The 22,991-nt window shown below is 48.7% G+C and carries 13 protein-coding genes; 6 read left to right on the forward strand and 7 right to left on the reverse strand.

Translation table 11 applies throughout. From position 1 onward, the window contains the following. Positions 1-61: 61 nt before the first annotated feature. The 3 genes from DWX23_RS13825 to DWX23_RS13835 all read left to right on the forward strand — a co-directional run bounded on the left by DWX23_RS13825 (position 62) and on the right by DWX23_RS13835 (position 8,897). Entirely contained in the window at positions 62-1,654 is a 1,593-nt protein-coding gene (locus DWX23_RS13825; protein ID WP_122374906.1) for a hypothetical protein, read from the forward strand. A gap of 104 nt (positions 1,655-1,758) precedes the next feature. Continuing rightward, on the forward strand, positions 1,759-6,366 hold the full coding sequence (locus DWX23_RS13830) for a translocation/assembly module TamB domain-containing protein (RefSeq protein WP_122374907.1): 4,608 nt from the start codon (positions 1,759-1,761) through the stop codon (positions 6,364-6,366). Between the two features lie 251 nt (positions 6,367-6,617). Next, a complete protein-coding gene (locus DWX23_RS13835; RefSeq protein WP_122374951.1) occupies positions 6,618-8,897 on the forward strand; it encodes a BamA/TamA family outer membrane protein in 2,280 nt (759 codons plus the stop codon). A 1-nt stretch (position 8,898) separates the two neighbouring features. Here DWX23_RS13835 and DWX23_RS13840 read toward each other — a convergent pair whose 3' ends face one another. From DWX23_RS13840 to DWX23_RS13855, 4 genes are all read right to left on the reverse strand, one after another. Next, positions 8,899-9,849, reverse strand: coding sequence for a calcium/sodium antiporter (locus DWX23_RS13840; RefSeq protein WP_122351737.1), 951 nt, complete (start codon positions 9,847-9,849; stop codon positions 8,899-8,901). After that, positions 9,849-10,244 carry a DUF3127 domain-containing protein gene (locus DWX23_RS13845; RefSeq protein WP_122351736.1) on the reverse strand — a complete coding sequence of 132 codons (396 nt, stop codon included), beginning with the start codon at positions 10,242-10,244 and terminating at the stop codon, positions 9,849-9,851. Before DWX23_RS13845 ends, DWX23_RS13840 begins: the two co-directional genes overlap by 1 nt. 66 nt (positions 10,245-10,310) lie before the next feature. After that, the gene (locus DWX23_RS13850) at positions 10,311-10,688 is read right to left on the reverse strand and encodes a MerR family transcriptional regulator (protein ID WP_122361116.1); all 378 of its coding nucleotides are present in this window, start codon (positions 10,686-10,688) and stop codon (positions 10,311-10,313) included. Between the two features lie 14 nt (positions 10,689-10,702). Next, on the reverse strand, positions 10,703-11,686 hold the full coding sequence (locus tag DWX23_RS13855) for a M23 family metallopeptidase (RefSeq protein WP_122351734.1): 984 nt from the start codon (positions 11,684-11,686) through the stop codon (positions 10,703-10,705). A 97-nt stretch (positions 11,687-11,783) separates the two neighbouring features. On the opposite strand from DWX23_RS13855, the gene alaS reads away from it, so the two are divergent. Together alaS and DWX23_RS13865 are read left to right on the forward strand one after the other, a co-directional pair. Beyond that, the gene (gene alaS, locus DWX23_RS13860; protein ID WP_122351733.1) at positions 11,784-14,411 is read left to right on the forward strand and encodes an alanine--tRNA ligase; all 2,628 of its coding nucleotides are present in this window, start codon (positions 11,784-11,786) and stop codon (positions 14,409-14,411) included. A 205-nt stretch (positions 14,412-14,616) separates the two neighbouring features. After that, positions 14,617-18,243, forward strand: a complete 3,627-nt coding sequence (locus DWX23_RS13865) for a sugar-binding domain-containing protein (RefSeq protein ID WP_122374908.1) — start codon at positions 14,617-14,619, stop codon at positions 18,241-18,243. A gap of 303 nt (positions 18,244-18,546) precedes the next feature. On the opposite strand, the gene DWX23_RS13870 is transcribed toward DWX23_RS13865, so the two are convergent. The 3 genes from DWX23_RS13870 to DWX23_RS13880 form a co-directional block, all read right to left on the reverse strand. Continuing rightward, complete coding sequence (locus DWX23_RS13870) at positions 18,547-20,109, reverse strand: M81 family metallopeptidase (RefSeq protein ID WP_122374909.1); 1,563 nt, start codon at positions 20,107-20,109, stop codon at positions 18,547-18,549. A gap of 150 nt (positions 20,110-20,259) precedes the next feature. Continuing rightward, the gene (locus DWX23_RS13875) at positions 20,260-20,955 is read right to left on the reverse strand and encodes a response regulator transcription factor (RefSeq protein WP_122374910.1); all 696 of its coding nucleotides are present in this window, start codon (positions 20,953-20,955) and stop codon (positions 20,260-20,262) included. Then, positions 20,952-22,157 carry a sensor histidine kinase KdpD gene (locus DWX23_RS13880; protein WP_122374911.1) on the reverse strand — a complete coding sequence of 402 codons (1,206 nt, stop codon included), beginning with the start codon at positions 22,155-22,157 and terminating at the stop codon, positions 20,952-20,954. The genes DWX23_RS13875 and DWX23_RS13880 overlap by 4 nt, the downstream gene beginning before the upstream one ends. Before the next feature lie 158 nt (positions 22,158-22,315). Between DWX23_RS13880 and DWX23_RS13885 the strand changes: the two genes are divergently transcribed. Continuing rightward, a complete protein-coding gene (locus tag DWX23_RS13885; RefSeq protein ID WP_122374912.1) occupies positions 22,316-22,915 on the forward strand; it encodes a metalloprotease family protein in 600 nt (199 codons plus the stop codon). Positions 22,916-22,991 lie beyond the last annotated feature (76 nt).

Below are 22,991 nucleotides of genomic sequence, written 5' to 3' on the forward strand. Positions count from 1 at the left end.
GGGTTGTACTGAATATTAATGAAAAAGATATACTTTTGAGAAATTGTAAAACGATTGTCCTATGAGTATCTTTAACTTCCGGAAACGTCCTGCCGGTTATGGCGGTGAGGAGAAAGCGGAAACTTATGATTTCTTTGAGATCGCTGCTTTCTTCCGTTGTGATTCCCATAAACAGGCTCTGGGGGAATTGTCTGAGCAAACATGTTCTGACCTGGGACTGGATGATCTGTTTATGTTTACCGACCGTACGGCCTCACGGGTGGGCCAACAGTACCTTTATAACCTGATGCGCACGATTCCGGCCAAGGAAGGAGAGATAAAGGCGAATGAGGCTATCATTGAAAAGTTCTCTGCCGATTCCGGAGGACATGCCTCTGTAGTAAAGGAACTGCATACTTTACAGGCGGTGGAGGCGTACAGTATCGCTCCCTTATTGCAGACCGAACATCCGCCTGTACCTGCCTGGTGGCAGTTTGTGCTCCGGGTTTGCAGTCTTTTGCCGACATTGTTCCTTTTATTGTTTCTGTTTTATAAGTTGGTACCGGCATTGCTGTTGTTGGTTGTTGCCATTTTGGTGAACGGAGTGCTCCATTACCGGAATAAACACAACGGTCTCGGGTATCTGGTTTCCATGCCCCAGTTGATGAAGATGCTGGACGCAGCAGGGAAACTGGCGGCTGATCCGTTGTTATCCGCGATAAGTAAAAAGGTGCCGGAGGCACTGGCTTCGTTGGAGACGTTGAGGCGGTCGAGTAAATCCCTGCGAATAGAGTCGAGGCTGGATAACGACCTGGCTGTGATTTTGTGGGCGATTACGGAAATAATAAAGATATTTTTCCTGATAGAACCTTTGTCCTATAATAAGACGGTCCGTTTGTTGAAAGATAAAAATGCGGCCATCGAAACCGTATTCCGTTTTATCGGGTTAGCCGATAGCCTTTCGTCGGTGGCTTTTCTCCGTAAAGGGCTTCCTTCTTATTGTCTTCCGGAACAACCGGACGGGGAGGTGCGTGTGGAAGCAGACGGGATGTATCATCCGCTGGTGGAGAATTGCGTTCCGAATGCGATCGGCATACAAGGGCGTTCTGTCCTGTTTACCGGTTCGAATATGTCAGGTAAGACGACCTTTATCCGGACTTTAGGCGTGAATATTCTCGTGGCACAGACATTGAATACCGCTTTTGCCCGGCGGATGCGGTTACAGATGCCCGTTATGATACATGCCGCGCTGATGTTGTCCGACAGCCTGTCCGATGGCAAGAGCTTTTACATGAAGGAGGTGGAATCGATCCGTGACATGCTTTCTTACAGCCAAAGCGAACAGACCAACCTTTTCCTGCTGGATGAGATATTTAAAGGAACGAACACGACTGAACGGATAGCGGCGGCTAAGGCTGTGCTGTCATTCCTGAATACTTCCCGCAATATTGTGGTGGTTTCCACCCATGATACCGAACTGGGAATATTCCTTGCAAATGAATACGATTTATATCATTTTTGCGAGACAATATCCGGGGGGATGCTTTCGTTCGATTATAAGCTGAAGTCCGGAAATTTATACCAGCGGAATGCAATACGGATCCTGGAAATCAGCGATTATCCGGCCTCATTGATCGAGGATGCTTATTCCGTTATCCGGCAGATAGAAGGTTAAGCTTTTTATTCTTGAATTTCTTTTCTATATTTGTTAAAGAATTTTCAAACAAAACAGGGTATTTAACCGTTATGAATATAAAAAAGAATACACAAATATAACAAATGAGGATTTGGTTGAAACGAATAGGGATCGTATGCCTGATACCGGTGGTATTGGTTTTATTGGTCTCTGTACTTTTATACATACCGCCTGTTCAGAACTTTGCCGTGAAAAAAGCGGCCTACTATGCCGGTAAAGCTACCGGGATGCAGATAGGGATAGAACGGATACGCCTTTCTTTCCCATTGAACCTGACGGTTCGCGGTGTAGAGGTATTGACTACCCCTGCCGATACGCTTTTGACATTGAAAAGCCTGACTGTAAATGTGCGTGCACTGCCTTTGTTGAAAAAGGAAGTGCTGGTAGACGCGATCGATCTGGAAGGTGTGAAAGTAAATACGGGTACTTTTATCGAAGGAATGGAGATAAAAGGGGTACTCGGACGCTTGTATGCCAAAGCCGACCGCATTAATCTGTCGAAAGAGAAGGTGACATTCAATACGATCGACCTGTCCGATACGGCGATCACTCTGTTACTGAACGATACGACGACGAAGGCCGATACGACCTCTACCGCCGTTAACTGGATTCTGAACCTTCAAAAGATAAATCTCGACCGCGTAGCGTTTGCCATGCAGATGCCCGCGGATTCGTTGCGTCTGTCAACCTATATCGATAAGGCGAACCTGAAAGACGGTATTGTCGACCTGGGGGCTTCGCATTACGGGGCGGATCTGTTCACGCTGACCGGTTCTACCCTCGGATACGATGCCAACTATCAGGATCCGGTTGCCGGTTTCGATCCTTCACATATCGCTTTGAACAACGTCACGATCTCGCTCGATTCGCTTTTTTACGGCGGACGGGATATCAAGGCGCGTATCCGCGAACTATCTGCCGAGGATCGTTCGGGATTGACTATTTCGTCGCTGACCGGTAGTTTCCATAGCGATAGCACGAACATCAATGTTCCGCAACTGTTGCTGAAAACTCCGTCGTCCGAGGTCCGTTTGCTGGCAATGGTTCCCTGGAGCTCTTTCGATGAGAATCCGGAAGGAAACATGCGGGTGCTGCTGACCGCTTCGGTGGGAAAAGAAGATGTTATGACCTTTGCCGGTGAGCTGCCGCCCGATTTTCAAAAGGCTTATCCGCAGAAACCGCTATCGCTGACGGCCGGTGTGGAAGGAAACTTGTCCTCTATGCTTCTCCGCCAGTTGAAGGGTGAATTGCCGGGTACTTTCCGGATGGATGTTTCCGGGACGATGCAGTCGCTTACCGACAGTATCCGCCGTTCGGGAAAACTGAACCTGAAAGCGGAGACGGGGAACCTGGATTTTCTCTTGAGTATGCTCCCGGCTGCCGAACGTCACCGGTATAATATCCCTTCCGGTATTAAACTGACCGGTGAGGCTGCTTTGAAGAATAATGAGTACAAGGCCGATCTCCTGTTGCGGGAAGATAAAGGGAAAGTACTGCTGACCGCTAGTTTCAATCCGGGTAAGGAAGCCTATAAAGCCGACCTGAAAGTCGATAGCCTGGAGCCAGTTCATTTTATGCCGCTCGATTCGCTGTATTATCTGACCGCTTCCATACAGGCGGAAGGGAAGGGCTTCGATCCTTTCAAGAGTTCTTCATGGGCGAAACTGGACGGGAAACTGACAGATATCCGCTACGGAAATTATAATGTATCCGATGTAACGATGGACGGTTCGCTGGAAAAGAATTTCCTTAAATTCGACCTGTTGAGTAAATACCCGCTGGCGGAAATGGACCTGACGCTGAATGCCACGTTGCTGAAGAAAGAGATCAAAGCGATGGTGATTGCCGATGTCACGAATTTAGACCTCTACGGCATGCATCTGATGAATGATTCGCTGGCTACCTCTTTCCAGCTTTTTGCGGAGGCGGAAACGGATATGGGGAAGAACAACCTGGTCGATGTCACGCTGGGAAACTGGGAACTGATCACCACCACAGGCACGTATAAGCCGAAAACGCTTACCCTGCATGCCCAGAGCACGAAGGATACCACCCGTGTCTCCTTTCATGCGGGCGACCTGGGGATCGTGCTGACCGGTAACTCCGACCTGGAAACAATGACCGACAAGTTCAACAAGATTTCCGAGGGGCTGAACAAACAGCTTGAAAAAGATTCAATGATCAATATCCCTGCTTTCAAACCGTTGTTGCCGGATATGCATCTGGCGGTGTCGGCGGGAAAGGATAATCCGATCTATAATATATTGCAGCAGGCGAACATCTCGTTTAATAACCTGAGTCTGGAAGCTTTTACCTCTCCTGAAGAGGGTTTCCGGCTGGATGCGGGCGTTTATAATCTGATGCAGGACACGACACGGATCGATACGATCAGTTTTGCCATCCGTCAGGACTCACTCGGTCTGCTATATGATGCCGGGGTGATCAAGACGAAATTCCGCCAGCAGGCTCCTTTCACAGCCGGTGTCAAGGGGAAAATACGGAATACGTTTGCCGATGCCGAAGTGCTGTACACAGATGGAAAAGGGGATACGGGTATTTTGCTCGGATTGCGTGCCGACAAGGTGGAGGAGGGGATCAACCTGCATCTCTTCCCGGACAATCCGATCCTGGCTTTTCGTCCTTTCAAACTGAATCCGGATAATTATATTCTTTATAAGAATGAGAAAGATATTGCTGCCAACGTTCGCCTGTCGGGCGATGAAAACGCCTCTTTGTGGATTCATTCGCTACCCGAAAAGGACAAGATGGAGGAACTGCATCTCGAATTGAGCCAGATCAACCTGGACGTTATCTCGAAAGCATTTACGGAGATACCGGCTATGCAGGGGATACTGAGTGCCGACATGCAGTACGCGCCGTCGGACAGTTCATTCCTGGTGGTGGTCGATGCGAATATCGACAATCTGATCTACGAAGGCGGACGGGTAGGGGAACTGATGTTCAGTACCGTTTATCTCCCGCTGGCGGATAACCAGCATCAGGTCGATATGCACTTCTTCCGCGATCAGAACGAAGTGATGTCGGCGACTGCCCTTTATAAGATGGGGAAAGAAGATCATCTGGACGGAACGCTCGACGTGACGCATCTGCCGCTGGATATGGTAAATCCGTTTATCCCCGATAATATGGCATCGCTGAACGGTGTACTGGAAGGAAATATGACGATAAAGGGCAGCAGTAAGGCGCCCGAAGTGAACGGATATATCGAGATGGATTCGACCTCGATGTTCGTGACTGCTGTAGGAACGAGTTTCCGGGTGGACGATAAGAAGATTGTAGTGAAGGACAATAAGATCCTGTTCGACGAATACCATATCCATGCCGCCGGAAAGAACCCGTTCGTGATAGACGGTACGGTCGATTTCCGGAATCCGTCGAGGATGATGGCAGACCTGAAACTGACGGCCGACCATATGCAGTTGCTCGATGTGAAACGGAATAAGGAAAGCATGGTGTACGGCAAGTTGCTCGTCAACCTGATGTCGACGGTAAAAGGGCCGCTCGATGCGCTGATGATGCGTGGCAGCCTGCAACTGTTGGGCGGGACGAACGTGACCTATGTCATGAAGGATTCTCCGCTGACGGTGCAGGACCGACTTTCCGACCTGGTGACTTTCACCTCTTTTGAAGATACACTGGTGAACCGCCGTCGGCAGGAAGCCCCGTTACCTTTGGGTGGCCTGGATATGTTGCTGACGATACGTATCGACCAGTCTGTGCGGCTGAATGCCGATATTACCCCCGACCGTTCCAGCAAAGTGGAACTCGAAGGAGGCGGCGACCTCTCTTTCCAGTATACCCCGCAGGGCGAGATGATCCTGAACGGACGTTATACGCTCTCGGGCGGTATTGTGAAATATGCTTTGCCGATCATCCCGTTGAAGGAATTTAATATACAGGACGGCAGTTATGTGCAGTGGAGCGGCGACCCGATGGACCCGTATCTGGACCTGACGGCAACCGAACGCATTCGCACCAATGTAACCCAGGATGGTAGCGGTTCGCGTATGGTGAACTTCGATGTGGGTATCGCCCTGAAGCAGCAATTGGAGAATCTGGGCTTGCAGTTCGTTCTGACGGCTCCCGAAGATCAGACGATGCAGACGAGTCTGAACAGCATGGGTGAGGATGAACGGACGAAGCTGGCTGTCGGCATGATTATCACCGGAATGTACCTGGCAAACAGCAGTGGTGGAAAGCAGAACCTGAATATGGGGGCCGCCCTGAACAGTTTCCTGAACAGTGAGATCAGCAATATTGCCGGAAGTGCCCTGAAGACGGTCGATATCTCCTTCGGTATGGATAGCTACGACGAAAACGGCGACGGAACGGGCGGACAGCGGACCGATTATAACTTCAGCTTTGCCAAACGTTTCTGGAACGACCGTATCCGTATTGTGCTGGGCGGCCGTATCTCGACCGGCGAGAATGCAAGTAACAGCAACCAGACACAGGCCTTTATCGACAATGTTTCGATCGAATATCGTCTGGATGCCAGCGGAACGCGCTACGTGAAGTTGTTCCACGACAAAAACTACGAAAGTCTGTTGGAAGGGGAGATCACGGAGACAGGCGTCGGTATTGTCCTGCGCCGCAAGATGCTTCATATGCGGGAGTTGTTCAACTTTAAGAAAAACAGACCTAAACCGGTTTACGAGGAGGAAGAATAATGGAGAAAAAGAGATATGATCAGTTGCAGCAAGCTGGCGGAAGTCCCGTCGGCCTGTTTCATCGTTGCGACAGCCTTGCGGAAACCCTGCCGACCTGTTGCAGAGGTTGCGACAGCCTCGCGGGAATTCCGACAGTCTGTTGCTGCATTGCGGCAGCCTCGCGGGAATCCCGACGGCCTGTTGCAGGAAGAACAACTGGTTCGCGGAAGTTGCGGCAGTCTGTTGCAGGTGCTGCAACTACTTATTTGCTGATGTTTTTGGCCGTAGCATGCCTGTTCTCTTGTTCGACTACCAAAAACCTCCCCGAAGGTGAAGTCCTTTATACCGGAATCAAAAAGATCGACGTTACCCACGACGATAAGACGACCGCCGGCGAGGATGCCCTTGCCGAAGTGGAGGGTGCTCTTGCTTACCCTCCCAACAATGCCCTGCTGGGAAGTTCGTCCATCCGTGTGCCGTTCCCTTTCGGCCTGTGGGTCTATAATGCTTTTGTCAATAAAAAAGGAAAAGTCGGAAAATGGATTTTCGATAAGCTGGCAGCCAAGCCGGTATTTATCTCGACGGTGAATCCCGACGTGCGTATCAAAGTGGCGCAGAACCTGCTGAAAGAATATGGCTACTTCAATGGAACGACTTCTTTCCAGGTGGACACTAACCCGAAGAATGCAAAGAAAGCCAAGTTAGTTTACCAGGTGGAGATGAACCAGCCTTACACCTATGACAGTATCCGTTATGTCAGGATGCGTCATAAAATGGATACGCTGGTACAAAATACCATAGGCGACCGCCTGCTCCGTGATGGGGATAACTTCAACGTAACGAATCTGGAAGCCGAGCGGCAGCGTATCACCTCTCTGCTGCGTAACAACGGGTTCTATTATTTTCGTCCCGAGTTCATCACTTACCAGGCGGATACGATCATGAACCCCGGTAAAGTGGCACTTCGTGTCATGACAAAACCCGGCCTGCCGCGTGCGGCTCTCCGTCCGTGGACGATCGGCGATATTTCCGTCTGGCTGAACGGCTATAATAACGAGCCGCCGACCGATTCGATCCGTTATAAAGATATGACGGTCTATTACGAAGGCAAACTGCGTGTCCGCCCGTCGGTACTTTACAACCGCCTGCGTTTCCATTCCGGCGACCTCTATTCGCAGGAGAGCCAGCAGCGGACGCAGACCAGTTATTCGCGTCTCGGTATTTTCCGGTATTCCGAAATGCAATATACTCCGCGTGATACGGCCCGTCGCCAGGATACCCTCGACCTGAAGATCAACACCGTTTACGACCTGCCGCTCGATGGCGAGCTGGAAGTGAACGTGACATCGAAAAGTAACGACCAGCTAGGCCCGGGAGCTATCTTCAGTGTGACCAAACGAAACGTGTTCGGTGGAGGTGAGACCTTCGGCGTACGTTTGCGCGGTTCTTACGAGTGGCAGACCGGTAAGCGGGTAGACGGTGCCAAATCGGCTATCAATAGTTGGGAGATGGGATTGAGCGGGACGCTGACATTCCCGCAGTTGCTGTTCCCCGGAATGATGAAAAAGGATGGTTTGTATCCTTCGAGTACCTCGTTCCGCCTGTATGTCGACCAGCTGAACCGGGCGCGTTTCTTTAAGATGCTGGCCTTCGGTGGGAATGCTTCGTACGATTACCAGTCGTCTGCTACCAGCCACCATTCGATCACGCCGTTCAAGCTGACATACAACCTGCTCCAGTCGACGACGCATGAGTTTGACAGTATAACGAAATATAACCGTGCCCTGAAGCTGAGTTTGGAGAATCAGTTCGTGCCTGCAATGGGGTATACCTATACCTACGACGATGCCCCGATCACATCCAAACGGAACCATACCTGGCTGCAGCTGTCCGTTTCACAGGCGGGTAACTTGTTGGCTGCCGGTTATGCTATTGCCGGGCAGAAATTCAATGAGGAAGGAAAGCATTTGCTGGGTAATAAATTCGCCCAGTTCGTGAAAGGAACGGCGGAGGTCCGTTACAATTATAAGATCGGTCATAACCAGCACCTGGTCGGCCGTATGATGGCGGGAGCTATTTATAGTTACGGAAATGCCCGTATATCTCCTTACAACGAGCAGTTCTATATCGGTGGGGCGAACAGTCTGCGTGCTTTCACGATCCGTTCGATCGGTCCGGGCCGCTATCATCCGGAGGAAAATAATACGTACAGTTATCTGGACCAGACCGGTGACCTGAAGTTCGAAGCCAATCTCGAATACCGTTTTCCGATCCTGGGCGACCTGCATGGGGCAGCTTTTATCGATACCGGTAACATCTGGTTGATCCGTAACGACGATCAACGTCCCGGCGGTCAGTTGAAATGGGGTCGTTTCCTGAAAGACCTGGCACTCGATGCCGGTGTCGGTTTGCGTTACGATCTGACCTTCATCGTTATCCGTCTGGACATGGGTATTCCTCTGCATGTTCCTTACGAGACAGATAAAAACGGTTATTTCAACGTTCCCAAATATACTCCGGGCTGGCACCTGGCAATCGGGTATCCGTTCTGATTTATCCTATGATCAGATAGCTTGTATAAGCAATATAGCAAAGAACCATAATAACCCCTTCGAGGCGGGTGATGGTTCGTTTTTTGATAAAGAGACCGAAGAGGTAAAGCAATACGCAGGAACCGATCAGGACTCCCAGGTCTATATTCGTGATTCCTTTCATGTTCAGCGGGCTGATCGTGGCGCTACAACCCAGTACAAAGAATATATTGAACAGGTTGGAACCGATCACATTTCCGATCGCCATCTCCGGATTCTTCTTCAGCGCGGCAACTACCGATGTGGCAAGTTCCGGCAGGGAAGTCCCCCCGGCGACCAGTGTCAAACCGATAATAGATTCGCTGACTCCCAGGCTGCGTGCAATGCCGGAAGCCCCATCCACAAAGAACTGCCCTCCGTAAACCAGTCCGGCCAGTCCTCCGGCGATATACAGCGCAGATCTCCATACCGGCATCTGCTTTATCGAACTGTCTTCTTCGTCCTTCCCGTTATGGGCAATCGCAAACGTATAACTCAGGAAGATTGCGAAAAAGCAGAGTAGCAACATCCCGTCGCTACTGCTGATCGTATTTTCTGCCGCTCCGTTTATCAGTACGTCGTTCCCGCAAATGAACAGTACGACCGACGCAAGGATACACAAAGGAATCTCCTTGCTGAGTGTCCCTTTGTTCATCCCGATAGGAACGATAGCTGCCGTACAGCCGACAATCATAAGTGTATTAAAAATATTCGAACCGACCACGTTTCCGATCGCCATATCCGCACTCCCTTTTAGAGCCGATACAATACTCACGGTCAGTTCTGGGGCGGACGTGCCGAAAGCAACGATCGTCAGTCCGATAACAAGGCTGGAGATGTTAAAGCGTTTGGCTACCGAAGCAGCCCCATCGGTCAGAGCGTTCGCTCCGACCAGGATGAGGAGTAATCCACCGATTAAAGCAATGACATTCATCAGAATGGCAGGTCGTCGATTGGATTAGCCGGACCGAAATCAGGAGCAGCCGGTGCTGTCGGTGCAGAAGCCGGTGCAAAATTATCCGGAGTCATAGCACCCGGTGCAGACTGTGGAGCCATCGCCATCGGACGGTCTACCTTCCATGCGCTGATGTTTGTGAACCAACGTCCCTGATATTCACGGCTATCTATATCGAATGATACGGTCAATTCTTCTCCGGGTTGTATCGCTGCCTGTTCGATGCGGTCGGCACCGAAGATCTGGAAGCAAACTTTCTTAGGGTATTGGTCGTGTGTTTCTAATACGTACTCCTGTTTTTTCCACTCGTTTCCGTTTTTACTTGTGCCGCCCTGTACTGGCAGTACGGCAATAATCTTTCCCGTAATTTCCATATTTATTGTTCTATTAAATTGTCGGCGAAGGTACGCTTTTCCGGCGTAACCTGCTAATTGTTTGGCTTAGATTTTCTCTTCCTGGGGGATTTCGGAAGGGTCGAGGGCATCGAATGCGGCTTTCATCGACAATAGTTCTTCCTTTATTTGTTTCAGTTTATTGACGATCTCTTCCTGCCGGATCGTTGTCTCCCTGTTATCTTTCAGTTTTTGCCGGGCCCCCGCCAGCGTCATGCCCCGTTCCTTGACCAGATGGAAGATCAGACGCACCGCGTCGATATCTTCCTGCTTGTAGAAACGGGTTCCTTTGGCCGTCTTACGGGGGCGGATAATATCGAATTCCTTCTCCCAGAAGCGCAGGGTCGATTCGTTGACGTCGAACATCTGTGCTACCTCGCTGATGGAGAAATACAGCTTCAGATTTTTATCTTTATTTAATGCCATCGTCTTAAAGATGTTTAATCCATTACCTGTCCATGGTTTTCTGCGATCTGGATCATACGGTCGTATTCTTCCGGAGTAAGATCCATGTAGTAGTATCTGGACGGGTTATCATGTTTGCCACGTACTATCACTTCGTAATGCAGGTGTGGGCCGGTTGATTTTCCGGTATTTCCGACTTCTCCGATCACTTCTCCGCGCGTCACCTTCTGGCCGACACGTTTTTTGAATTTGCTCATGTGTCCGTAAAGTGTCTGGAATCCGTAGCCATGATCGATCATCAGACAGTTACCATACCCTTGTTTCCAGGCGGCAAAAGTAACCACGCCGTCACCGGTCGCATAAATCTCCGTTCCGACTTTGGCAGAGAAGTCCATCCCCGAGTGGAAACGGGGGGTCCGGTAGATCGGGTCGATACGCACCCCGTAACCGGAAGCCGTACGGCGCAGGTCCTTATTGGATATGGGCTGTATGGCAGGTATACACCGGCTGCGTTCTTCCTGGTTCTTTCCTAGCTTGATCAACTCTTCCAGGGAGTTGGACTGTATATAAAGTTGCTTGGACAGCATATCCATCTTCTGTGCGGTAGAGACTACCAATTCCGGGTTGGGTAAGTTCATCAGATGTTCGTAACGGTTGGTTCCTCCGAAACCGGACTTACGCACCGATTCCGGAATGGATTCGGCCTGGAAGATAGCGCGGTACAGATTTTCATCACGTTGTTGGATGTCGTCCAGTACTTCCAGGGCATTCGTCAGACGAAGGGAAAGGAGTTCGTATTGGGTCTGTAGCAGTTTGTTCTCTTTCTTCAACAGCGATTCGACCGGTGAGTCGATCGTGTACATCAGGATAAAAAAGACGCCGATACCGATTGCCGCACCGATACTCAAATGACGGAGCACAATGAAGAAGCGGTCTTTGGCGGAGGGGTAAACGCGCTCGTAACTAAGCGTATTCGGGTTATATAAGTAATATGTTTTTCTTGTTTTAAACAGTTTCATTGAATATTTTATTGCTTGGATACGTGCAAAAATAATAATTTGCAGTACTTTTGCAAATTGTTTTTCAGAATATTAACGAGAACTATATAAATAGATTATGTTGACAGCAAAAGAAATCCGTGAATCGTTTAAAGAGTTCTTCGCTTCCAAGCAGCACCAGATTGTACCGTCTGCTCCAATGGTAGTGAAGGGTGACCCGACATTGATGTTCACCAATGCGGGCATGAACCAGTTTAAAGATATAATCCTGGGAAATGTACCTATTAAGTATTCTCGCGTCGCGGACTCGCAGAAATGTCTTCGTGTAAGCGGTAAGCATAACGACCTGGAAGAGGTAGGACACGATACCTACCATCACACCATGTTTGAAATGTTGGGTAACTGGTCGTTCGGTGATTATTTCAAGAAAGAAGCAATCAATTGGGCATGGGAATATCTGGTAGATGTTCTGAAACTGGATCCGAAACGTTTATATGCAACCGTATTTGAAGGAAGCCCCGCCGAAGGTTTGTCGCGTGACGATGAAGCTGCCGGGTACTGGGAGCAGTTCCTGCCGAAAGATCATATCATCAACGGTAATAAACATGATAATTTCTGGGAAATGGGTGATACCGGTCCTTGCGGTCCCTGTTCCGAAATCCATATCGACCTGCGTCCGGACGAAGAACGTGCGGCCAAGAGCGGTGCTGAAATGGTCAACAAAGATCATCCGCAAGTGATCGAAATCTGGAACCTGGTGTTCATGCAGTTCAACCGTAAAGCGGACGGTTCGCTGGAACCGCTGCCTGCCAAGGTGATCGATACCGGTATGGGATTCGAACGTCTGTGTATGTCCCTGCAGGGTAAGACTTCCAATTACGATACCGATGTCTTCCAGCCGATCATCCAGGTCATTGCCGGAAAGACCGGAACAAAATATGGCGAGAACAGACAGCAGGATATCGCTATGCGTGTGATTGCCGACCATATCCGTACGATAGCATTCTCTATCACAGACGGTCAGTTGCCGTCGAATGCCAAAGCCGGTTATGTGATCCGTCGTATCCTGCGCCGTGCCGTTCGTTACGGTTATACCTTCCTCGGACGCCGGGAAGCATTCATGTACAGCTTGCTGCCTGTCCTGATCGAAACGATGGGAGATGCTTATCCTGAACTGGTTGCCCAGAAGACGTTGATCGAGAAAGTGATCAAGGAAGAAGAAGAATCATTCTTGCGTACCCTGGAAACAGGTATCCGTCTGCTGGATAAGAAAATGGAAGAAACAAAGGCTGCCGGCAAAACCGTTATCAGCGGCGTGGATGCCTTTACATTATATGATACTTACGGATTCCCGTTGGACCTGACTGAACTGATCCTGCGTGAAAACGGTATGGAGGTAAATATCGAAGAGTTCAATGCCGAAATGCAGAAACAGAAAGAACGTGCCCGCAACGCTGCCGCTATCGAGACAGGCGACTGGGTGGTTCTGAAAGAAGGCGAAGCCAAGTTCGTCGGTTATGACCTGTTCGAATGTGAAGCCGAGATTCTGCGTTACCGTAAGATCAAACAGAAGAATAAAGAACTTTTCCAGATCGTCCTGGACCAGACTCCGTTTTATGCAGAGATGGGCGGGCAGGTCGGTGATACCGGATGGTTGATCGCTGACGATGAGAAACTGGATGTAATAGATACCAAGCGTGAAAACAACCTGCCGGTACATTTCGTCACTCGCTTGCCGAAAGATGTAACGGTTACGTTTACGGCTAAGATCAATGAAAAGAAACGTATCCAGTGTGAATGCAATCACTCGGCTACCCACTTGTTGCACGAAGCATTGCGCGAGGTGCTGGGCACACATGTCGAGCAGAAAGGTTCGTATGTTTCTCCTGAAGCATTGCGTTTCGACTTCTCTCACTTCCAGAAAGTGACAGACGAAGAGATCCGTCAGGTAGAAAAGCTGGTGAGTGAAAAGATCCGTGCCAACTTTCCCCTGGAAGAACACCGTAATATGCCGATTGCACAGGCTCAGGCTCTGGGTGCTATGGCTTTGTTCGGAGAAAAGTATGGCGAAGAAGTACGTGTGGTTAAATACGGTTCTTCTATCGAGTTGTGCGGTGGTACGCATATCCCGGCAACCGGTATGATCGGTTCATTGCGTGTAGTGGCAGAAAGCTCCATTGCAGCAGGTGTTCGCCGTATTGAAGCAGTGACGGCCGAAGGTGCGGAGAACTATACATTTATATTGCAGGATTCAATGCGTGAATTGCGTGCTTTATTTAATAATGTACCTAACCTGGCGCAGACGATCCGTAAGTCTATCGAAGAAAATGCGGAATTGAAAAAGCAGGTGGGCGATTATGTGAAGGAAAAAGTAGCTACGTTGAAGAAAGAGCTGATCGCGAAAGCGGTAGAACGTCATGGTGTGAAAGTGGTTGTCTACCGTGGCGAAGCCAATGTGGATGCGATCAAGGACCTGGCATTCCAGATCAAGGGCGAAAGCAATATGGATGAAAAAGTATTCTTTGTGGCCGGAATTAAAGACGGTGCCAAATGTGCTTTGATGGTCATGTTGAGCGAACCGCTCGTAGCCGATGGCCTGGATGCAAGCAAGTTGGTGAAAGATGCTGCCAGACTGATCCAGGGTGGCGGTGGCGGCCAGGCTCATTTCGCAACTGCCGGAGGTAAGAATTCGGATGGCTTGGCTCAGGCTGTCGATCAGATTCTGGAAGCGGCTGATTTGAAATAAGGAAATATATTAGATATCTTTGTAAGAAAGGGGAAGTGCCGGTTGCTCTGGTATTTCCCCTTTGTTTTTTAGATTACAATGTCCCGTGTAAAATATTGTCACTACACCTTTTTTATTCGTAACCTTCCCCTATTTGCATAGAAATCACTGTTTTTAATGTATATTTGCCTGTGCAAAAAATACAAATCAAGTAGACTCTCATAGTATGAAAATGTGTAAACAGCAAAAAGTCTCCCGTATCCTGACCCTTTGCGGGGCTGCAGCGACCTCGTTGTTGCTTTGGGGATGCAGTGGGGCAGGTGCAACGAACGAATCGTTTGAGCGATCCGATTATTATACCCGTGGTGTCGGTCAGTATCCCGGTAACCCGAAGGAGGATTTTTCTCCCGAACTGGCTCCGGACCGTGCCAACTACCGGAATATAGCCCTTTTACGTTCGGCCTTCAACTCGTCCAGTCATGACTATAACCTGACGGCGCAGTTGGCAACAGACGGTATCGTGACCGATCGGCAACCGCAGTATCTGATCCTTTCTTCTCCTTCAGGCGAAGCTCCGCGGCGTGAACGCGAATGGATGATCGATGAGGGGCCGTACTCACGGAACACCTTTGAAGGGGCCGATACGTATTTCCAGTTTGCATTGAAGAATTACAGCAAATCGGCAGATGAATTGAAGCTGACCGGTACGCTTATCTACGATGATAACCTGGCGAAAGAGGGGTATGAAATCATTTGTCAGGGTTCCAACGACGGACAGAACTGGACGGAAGTGGGTAAACTGAGTGGCAAAGGGCTGCCGGGCGATGCTGTACGTTATCGTGTGCCGGTCACCGACCCGAACAAACAGACCGAACAGATCTCGATGCCCGTTCGTAAACTGAATGAAACTATTCCCTTCGATAAAGAGGCTGCTTATTCCAATTATCGTGTTTTGTTAAAGATGCCGGGTGCCCATAGTTGGGTATTTATGGCTGCCGATTTTTATAATAAAGGCGGTTTGGTGGAAATGAAACCATCCCAGTTCTTCAACAGCTCCTGGATGAGTGCTACGACAGGCGAAGAATGGCTGTATGTGGATCTGGGCAGCCGTTCTGAATTCGATAGGGTGATCCTGCACTGGATCAACAAAGCCGTAAAGGGGAAGGTGCAAATATCCGATGATGCCAATCTGTGGACGGATGTAGCCGACCTGCCGGGCGGAGAAAGCCTGATCGACGAGATAGCGCTTGGCGGTAAGAAGAATGCACGCTATGTACGCATCCTGATGCAGCAACCGGCTAACGACAGCCGTTATATCCTGAGCGAACTGGAAGTAATGGGTAAGGGAGGCTTAGTTCCCCAACCTGTTGCCGAACCAGCCGTATCGAAAGGGATGATCAATCTGTCAGGTGGAAACTGGCAACTGCAACGGGCTTCCGAGGTAGCTGCTGCCGGTGAAAAGATATCCACTCCGGACTTCAAGCCGGAAAACTGGATCGTGGCGACTGTCCCGGGAACTGTCCTGAGCAGTTACAAGAATATCGGTGCTATTGCCGATCCGAATTATGCCGACAACCAGCTGCAGATATCGGAATCGTTCTTCAACTCTGACTTCTGGTATCGTGACGAATTTGAAGTGCCGGAAAACTTTAAGCAGGAGCGTCTGTTCCTGAATTTCGACGGTATCAACTGGAAGGCGAACGTCTATGTGAACGGTCGGAAGATCGGTCGTATCGAAGGCGCTTTTATGCGTGGTAAGTTCGATGTGACGGACGCTGTCGTTCCGGGTAAGAATGTGCTTGCCGTAGAGATCATCAAAAACGAACATATCGGTGCGATCAAGGAAAAGAATGCACAGAGCACAGACTTCAACGGTGGTATCCTGGGGGCCGACAATCCTACTTTTCATGCGACGATCGGCTGGGACTGGATCCCGACGATGCGCGGACGTAATATCGGTATCTGGAACGATGTGTTCCTGACAACGACCGGAAAAGTTACGGTTGCCGATCCGCTCGTGACTTCCGTATTGCCGTTACCCGATACGACTTCTGCTACACTGACAGCTGAAGTGATCGTAAAGAATCATGACACCAATGCCGTAAAAGGTATGCTGGAAGGCAAGGTGGGCGATATCACTTTCCAACAGCCGGTAGAACTGGCCGCCGGAGAGGAAAAGGCGGTTGTCTTCGATGCGAAAGACTTTGCCCAGCTGAAGATGGAGAACCCGCGTTTGTGGTGGCCTAAAGGATATGGCGAACCGAACCTGTATGATGCCAACTTCACTTTTAAGGTTGACGATAAGGTATTGGATACGAAAGACTTTAAAGTCGGTATCCGCCAGATGACTTTCAATGAAGATAATCATATCCTGAGCATGTTCATCAACGGCCGCCGTTTCATTGGTCGCGGAGGGAACTGGGGATTCAGTGAATCCAACCTGAACTACCGTGCCCGCGAATACGATATTGCCGTGGCTTACCATGCCGATATGAACTTTACGATCATGCGTAACTGGGTCGGTATGATCGGCGATGAGGAACTGTATGATGCTTGCGACCGTCACGGTATCATGATCTGGCAAGACTTCTGGCTGGCGAATCCGGCTGACGGACCTGATCCTTATTATCCGGAAATGTTTATCGCCAATGCCGAGGATTATGTAAAACGTATCCGAAGCCACGCTTCCATCGGTATCTATTGCGGACGTAACGAAGGTTTCCCGCCCGAACAGATCGACAAGGCTTTACGCCGGATCATTAAGGAAGATCATGCGGATATCCATTATATCTCCAGTTCTGCCGACGATGTGGTGAGCGGTCACGGCCCATACCGTATGCTTCCAGCTAAAGAATATTTCACTTTGAAGACCGGAAACGACAAGTTCCATAGCGAACGCGGTATGCCGAATGTGTTGACATACGAAAGTATGCTACGTACTTTCTCTCCGGAAGGACTGTGGCCACAGGATAATCAGTGGGGTATGCACGATTATACCCGTGAGGGAGCACAGGGTGCCACTTCTTTCAATGAAATCATTGCGAAAGGATACGGCGAACCTCAGAGTGCCAAGGAATTCTCCGAACTGGCGCAGTGGGTGAACTATGATGGCCACCGTAGCTTGTTCGAATCCAGAAGCCTGAACCGTAAAGGTTTGCTGATGTGGATGAGCCACTCTTGCTGGCCTTCTATGGTATGGCAGACGTACGATTATTATTTTGAACCGACAGCTGCTTACTTTGCCATCAAGAAGGCGTCCGAACCGCTGCATATCCAGTGGAATCCGGCAACCGATGAGGTGGAAGTGGTAAATTACAGTGCCGGTACGCGTAAGGGACTGACAGCAAAAGTGCAGGTCTTGAACATGGATGCATCTGTAGCTTGGGAAAAAGAGGTAACGATCGACAGCAATGAAGATACGACGAATAAATGTATCAAGCTGGAATTTCCCTCCAACTTGTCGAAGGTCCACTTTATCAAGATGACTTTGGCGGAGAACGGTAAGGTTGTTTCTGATAACTTCTATCACAGAAGCCTGGAAGAAAACAACTATCAGGATCTGCGTACGCTTCCGAAAGTAGCGCTCCAGTCGAATATCTCTACAAACAAAGGGGCTGACGGAACATGGAATGGTAAGGTCGTTATTGAAAACACGACTTCCACTCCGGCATTGATGATCCGTGTCAATGTGGTTGGCGAGAAGGATGGCGAGCAATTCCTGCCGATGTTCTATTCTGATAATTATTTCGCATTGCTTCCGGGAGAAAAGAAAGAAGTTAGCTTCCATTGGAAGGATGAAGATACCCGTGGTAATGCGCCGAAGGTAAGTGTTTCGGGATATAATGTAGATTGATACAGTGTAAATCGGATAAAAAGTATTCATCCTTTCACCTGTAAAGGCTAATTTGTTTTTATACAAATTATTGTATGTCGTTATAGCAGGTGAATGATTTAATAGAAAAGGTGAACGGTTCATAGTAACTGTTCACCTTTTTATATGTCAGACCCTGTAGCGGGGAATGTTTGATCCTAGGCTGAAGCCTTTGCCACTGCAATGGCAAAGTTGTGCCATACCTGTGGCATTGCCGTGCCATCGTAGTGGCACTCTTGTGACATAGGCATGGCACTACCTGTCACTAGGTAGTCGTCGGTTGTTTTATCTGCCGTATAAATGTTTGGCAGAAGGTACAAATATGACATTGAGTTCCGGGTCCGGCATGTCCGGATCTAATGGGAACATAGGGCGGATGATATTCTTGTACGGAATGTTTTGGAAGTCCTGATCGACTCCTCCGCGGGTCAGTGCCATCACCCAGTCTGCCTTCATATTGTACCATTGATTTACCAGGTAGCCTTGCTTAACCATTACGATATCCATTTCACGAGGATCTATTCCCGTTCCTTCCAGGTTAGGCGTGGGGGAAGAAGTTCCTACAACGATATAGATACTTCCTGTTTTAATAATGGCTATGTTACTACGTCTTCTATATTGGGAATTGTCGGATGTCTGGTCCTGGATGGGACTGACATACATGACTGTGCCTGATAACCAAACGGGAGGTTCATAAGAGTTGTCTGTCATGGCACCGACATAACCTTCAGCATGACCGCCCACACCGGCTTTTCGTGCATCTTCGACCATCTCGTCTCCGGGAATGGAGCAATAAAGTAGTTTTTTACCGTCTGCCGACTGAAGTTCCGGACGTTTCAAGACCCGGGCCAGTGTCCATGTCACTTCACCCGATCCGCCACCACCGGGATTATCCCCCATGTCGCTGATAAAGAATGGTTTCTTGTTACTGGCAATGGCTAGGTCAAGACATTTTTCGAGCGGATATCCGGGTGCTTCCAAAGTAAACTGGCGGCGAACATCCCAGAATTTTTGGGCAAGTTTCTTTGCGCCCGCTTCCACTTGTGCTTTATCATCGCCGTAAACCATTACTACCCCCTGATTGCGCCGGTCGTCTCCCCAAACATAACCGATCCAGATACCGGCATCTATCACGCCTGGCATCGCTTCTACTTCGGGAACCATGGCATAGAGCGATTTAGCGGGTTCGGCACGCGTACTCGACCATTCCCCGGAAAGCAATACCGGGACGGCTACCCATGCCTTATATGCCGGACGTCCTTTGCCGGAAGCGAGGCGGTCGAGCAGGTTGACCACGCCGCGGCGATGTGATTCACGGGAATCGTCGTGAGGTGCTTTGCGGTATGTTGTGATCAGGTCGGAGTTGAGGGCTACAAGCCAGGATGCATTGCCGTGAAGGTCCATCGTTGTTGTAATGAGGACATCGTTTCCGATAAGGCTGCGGACTTTTTCCATAAATTCGCCTTCCGGATCGGCTACTCCTTCCACGCTACAGGCTCCGTGATTGTAAAACCAAAAAGCATCGTAGGGCATGTTAGCTTTTATTATTTCAAGAGCTTCGTTGACAAAGGCGTCGTACGATTCGCGTGTAACAGGTCCACGGCCACCGCCCCGGCCCATTAAGGAAGGGAGCCATGTAGCGGCTTGTCCCATGGCGGAGTCCGGACTCAGATAATCCGGTAAGGTAAGCGGTCTCCCGGCTATCGGTTGCCTGTTGGGCATAAATACACTGTTCTCGATCTGTATACCGGCGATACCGATACGTGGTTTTTTCTGCTGTGCCGCGACATCATCGGCAAATGTCAGGGCTAATAGGCAAAGACTCAGGAATAAGAAAATTTTCTTCATGGTTCGTTTAAATTTAATAGTATGACATAATATAAAATGCGGGAGAAATGCTTTTGTACAAAAACAAGGCTAAACATACTAAAAATATCTGAGAAACTATTTAAAGTGAAGGAAAATTGTGACTAATATCCTGACCCACTGTTTTATGTGTCAGGATACCGTGATCATTAGTCCGATGCCTTTTACAGTCTTGATACTGACCGCATCGTCCTGTGATAATAGTTTGCGGAGCTTCGTTACAAAGACATCCAGGCTGCGGGAGGCAAAATAGTCATCTTCCGTATTCCAGAATTTATCGAGGATGATTTCCCGGCGGACAACCTCTTCCGGTTTGCGGAATAATAACTCTAATATGCCTGTTTCCCGTGGAGTCAGCAGTTGCTGGCTGCCGGAGCTATGACGTAGAGTGGCTTGTTCAGGCTCCAGTGTATATTCACCTACGGTCAATGTTCGTGTTTTGTCCTTTTCCGTAGTTCCCTGTTTCATGCGCAGCAAAGCCCGGACATGTGCGTCCAGTTCTTCCGGCAGGAAAGGCTTCTTAACATAGTTGTTCACCCCCAGTTCATATCCTTTTACCACATCTTTCGGAGAAACACGGGCTGAAGAGAAAAGGATCGGAATCTCTTCGTCTGTCTCCCGGATGCGGCGTACCATCTCATAGCCATCCATGACGGGCATTTCGATGTCGGCTACGATAATGTCCGGTTTCATCTGCCGGTATGTTTCCAGACCTTCTTTCCCATTAGGAGCGATGGTCACTTCATAACCGCCGATCATGTCTTCCAGTCCGCCCTGAATGATATAACTTAGGTTGGCGTCGTCTTCTACTAATAATAATCTGATCATACTGTTGTCTCTTCTGTGGATATTGGTAATGAGAGAATGAACTCGCTGTATTTCCCTTCCTGGCTTTCGACGCTGACATAACCACCGTGCGAACGGGTGACGTTCATTACATAATTCAGTCCCAGGCCAAAGCCTGTGATACCGTCTGCCGTATTGTTCCGGTTGATCGAAGCCCGTTCAAACTTGTCGAATATATGATTCTGTGCGGAAAGTGAAATGCCGATTCCGTTATCTTTTACCTTGATTTGTGTGAATTGGTTATACAGGCAGGAGGTGATCTGTATATCGACCGAGTCCCCGGAATATTTGATCGCGTTATCTATCAGGTTGCTGACAGCCTCTTTCAGATATTCTTCATCTGCAAATATATCTTCTGCTTCTATATTTAACCGGAAGGTGACGGGTTTATTCGTCTTGGCTGTGAATAACTGTGTCAGTTCTTCCAGCATCGGGCGGATAGGGATATGGCTTTTTTCGAGTAACAATTGTCCATGTTCCAGTTTGGAGATTGTCAGTACTTTGTTGGTCAGGGCCAGCAGGTGCTGCGCTTCTTCTTCCAGTATATCGAAGTATTTTTCTTTCTTTTCCGGTTTCATATCGAGCTTTCCGCTTCGGAGGATACGGGCACCCATCAGGATTGAACTGAGAGGTGTCTTCATATCATGGATCATTGCATAGGAAAAGTCTTCCCGCATGTGTGCTATCTCGTCCTGCCGTTTGATGATATTGATTTGCTTCCGGATGCAAAGCAGCAGTATAGCCAATGCAATGGTTGTGCCGAAGAAAAAGTAAAGCAGTTTGCCGACCGAACCTGCCCGCGGATTGAGGATATGTGCCTGTACTCCCTGTGTGTCGCTGATCGGATAAGTAAAAGTCTGTTGTTCGTTGAACAGGCGTTCGTAATCGGAGAAATACCGGATATCTTTCCGTAGCACTGTATTGGTAGCATTCAGGGGTACCGTGTCCATACGAAAGATCAGTTTATCGAGATGCCGTTTGTCGAGTTCTTCCCGGAAGAGGGCGGGAAGAGCCTTTGTCCTGTCCGCTTCATATTGTTCGGTTGTATGGCAGAAAGATTCGTGTATCTGTCGTATCAGTTGTTCTTTAGTCAGTGAATAACTGCGTCCTATCCATTGTCCCATCAGGAAGAGGACGATGAAAGTAGTGATCCCTGTCAATATAATGTAGAATGATTTTGTCATAATACTTTGCTTTCACTGCCAAAGATAGCTATTTCCGTTATTCTGTTGTCTTTCGTATTCTATCTTAACGTAAAGATAACGTTGGGATAACCTTCTGTCTCTTTCTTCCCCCGTATCTTTGCGATGTAGAAATGAAACAAACTTAATAACGGAACGATATGGAAACAAAAGAAAAGAATGTAGAAGAATATACTCATCCGCAGGGAGTAGAGGTTAAGGTAAGTGCTGCCCGGGTTAATCTAACTATGCTGGGTTTTATAGTTGTTTTTGTTGCTGCCGGAGTCATTTTGTTTAACTATGTTTGGGGAGAAGCGTCGAGTTATAGTGCCGGATATGAATTGGGAAGTATTGTCAGGCTTCGGGCTCTTAGCATCAAAGGGGCGATTATTATGTTTCTTTGTTGTTTGGTTTATATTCTGATTCAATATGGTTTGTTATATTGGTTTTCGGGAAAAGACCGGCAGGCGTTACGATGGAATACGGACTGGAAGTCGTGGGGATTTTTATTGAAGAAACCATTACTTCTGAAATACTATCGTGTAGCATTGCTGTCTCCGTTTATTCTGTTAGGGGTATTTCCAATGATACATGGTTTTTCGACAGGTAACAGCGCTGTTTATTTTACCGGTATCTTCTGTGTTGTCGCCAGTGCTGCCGATTGTTATTATTTCTGGAAACTTCGTTCTTTCGACAGTGACGATAAAATAGTAGATGGCGATGAGTCGCTGAGTGCGACAATTATAAAGGGTACTTATTGATAACATAAGCAAGTTTCAGACCAAAATCAGATAGACACACGAGTTTTTTTATGGAGAGGGTATATCAAAAGTCAGA

Origin of the sequence: Parabacteroides sp. AF18-52 (genome assembly GCF_003479145.1) — a bacterium.
GTDB lineage: Bacteria > Bacteroidota > Bacteroidia > Bacteroidales > Tannerellaceae > Parabacteroides > Parabacteroides faecis.

What these genes read in the sequence shown, in the direction of transcription:
- DWX23_RS13825 (WP_122374906.1), top strand. Translation starts at nt 62, where the DNA reads ATGAGTATCTTTAACTTCCGGAAACGTCCTGCCGGTTATGGCGGTGAG.
- DWX23_RS13830 (WP_122374907.1), top strand. Translation starts at nt 1,759, where the DNA reads ATGAGGATTTGGTTGAAACGAATAGGGATCGTATGCCTGATACCGGTG.
- DWX23_RS13835 (WP_122374951.1), top strand. Translation starts at nt 6,618, where the DNA reads ATGTTTTTGGCCGTAGCATGCCTGTTCTCTTGTTCGACTACCAAAAAC.
- DWX23_RS13840 (WP_122351737.1), bottom strand. Translation starts at nt 9,849, where the DNA reads ATGAATGTCATTGCTTTAATCGGTGGATTACTCCTCATCCTGGTCGGA.
- DWX23_RS13845 (WP_122351736.1), bottom strand. Translation starts at nt 10,244, where the DNA reads ATGGAAATTACGGGAAAGATTATTGCCGTACTGCCAGTACAGGGCGGC.
- DWX23_RS13850 (WP_122361116.1), bottom strand. Translation starts at nt 10,688, where the DNA reads ATGGCATTAAATAAAGATAAAAATCTGAAGCTGTATTTCTCCATCAGC.
- DWX23_RS13855 (WP_122351734.1), bottom strand. Translation starts at nt 11,686, where the DNA reads ATGAAACTGTTTAAAACAAGAAAAACATATTACTTATATAACCCGAAT.
- alaS (WP_122351733.1), top strand. Translation starts at nt 11,784, where the DNA reads ATGTTGACAGCAAAAGAAATCCGTGAATCGTTTAAAGAGTTCTTCGCT.
- DWX23_RS13865 (WP_122374908.1), top strand. Translation starts at nt 14,617, where the DNA reads ATGAAAATGTGTAAACAGCAAAAAGTCTCCCGTATCCTGACCCTTTGC.
- DWX23_RS13870 (WP_122374909.1), bottom strand. Translation starts at nt 20,109, where the DNA reads ATGAAGAAAATTTTCTTATTCCTGAGTCTTTGCCTATTAGCCCTGACA.
- DWX23_RS13875 (WP_122374910.1), bottom strand. Translation starts at nt 20,955, where the DNA reads ATGATCAGATTATTATTAGTAGAAGACGACGCCAACCTAAGTTATATC.
- DWX23_RS13880 (WP_122374911.1), bottom strand. Translation starts at nt 22,157, where the DNA reads ATGACAAAATCATTCTACATTATATTGACAGGGATCACTACTTTCATC.
- DWX23_RS13885 (WP_122374912.1), top strand. Translation starts at nt 22,316, where the DNA reads ATGGAAACAAAAGAAAAGAATGTAGAAGAATATACTCATCCGCAGGGA.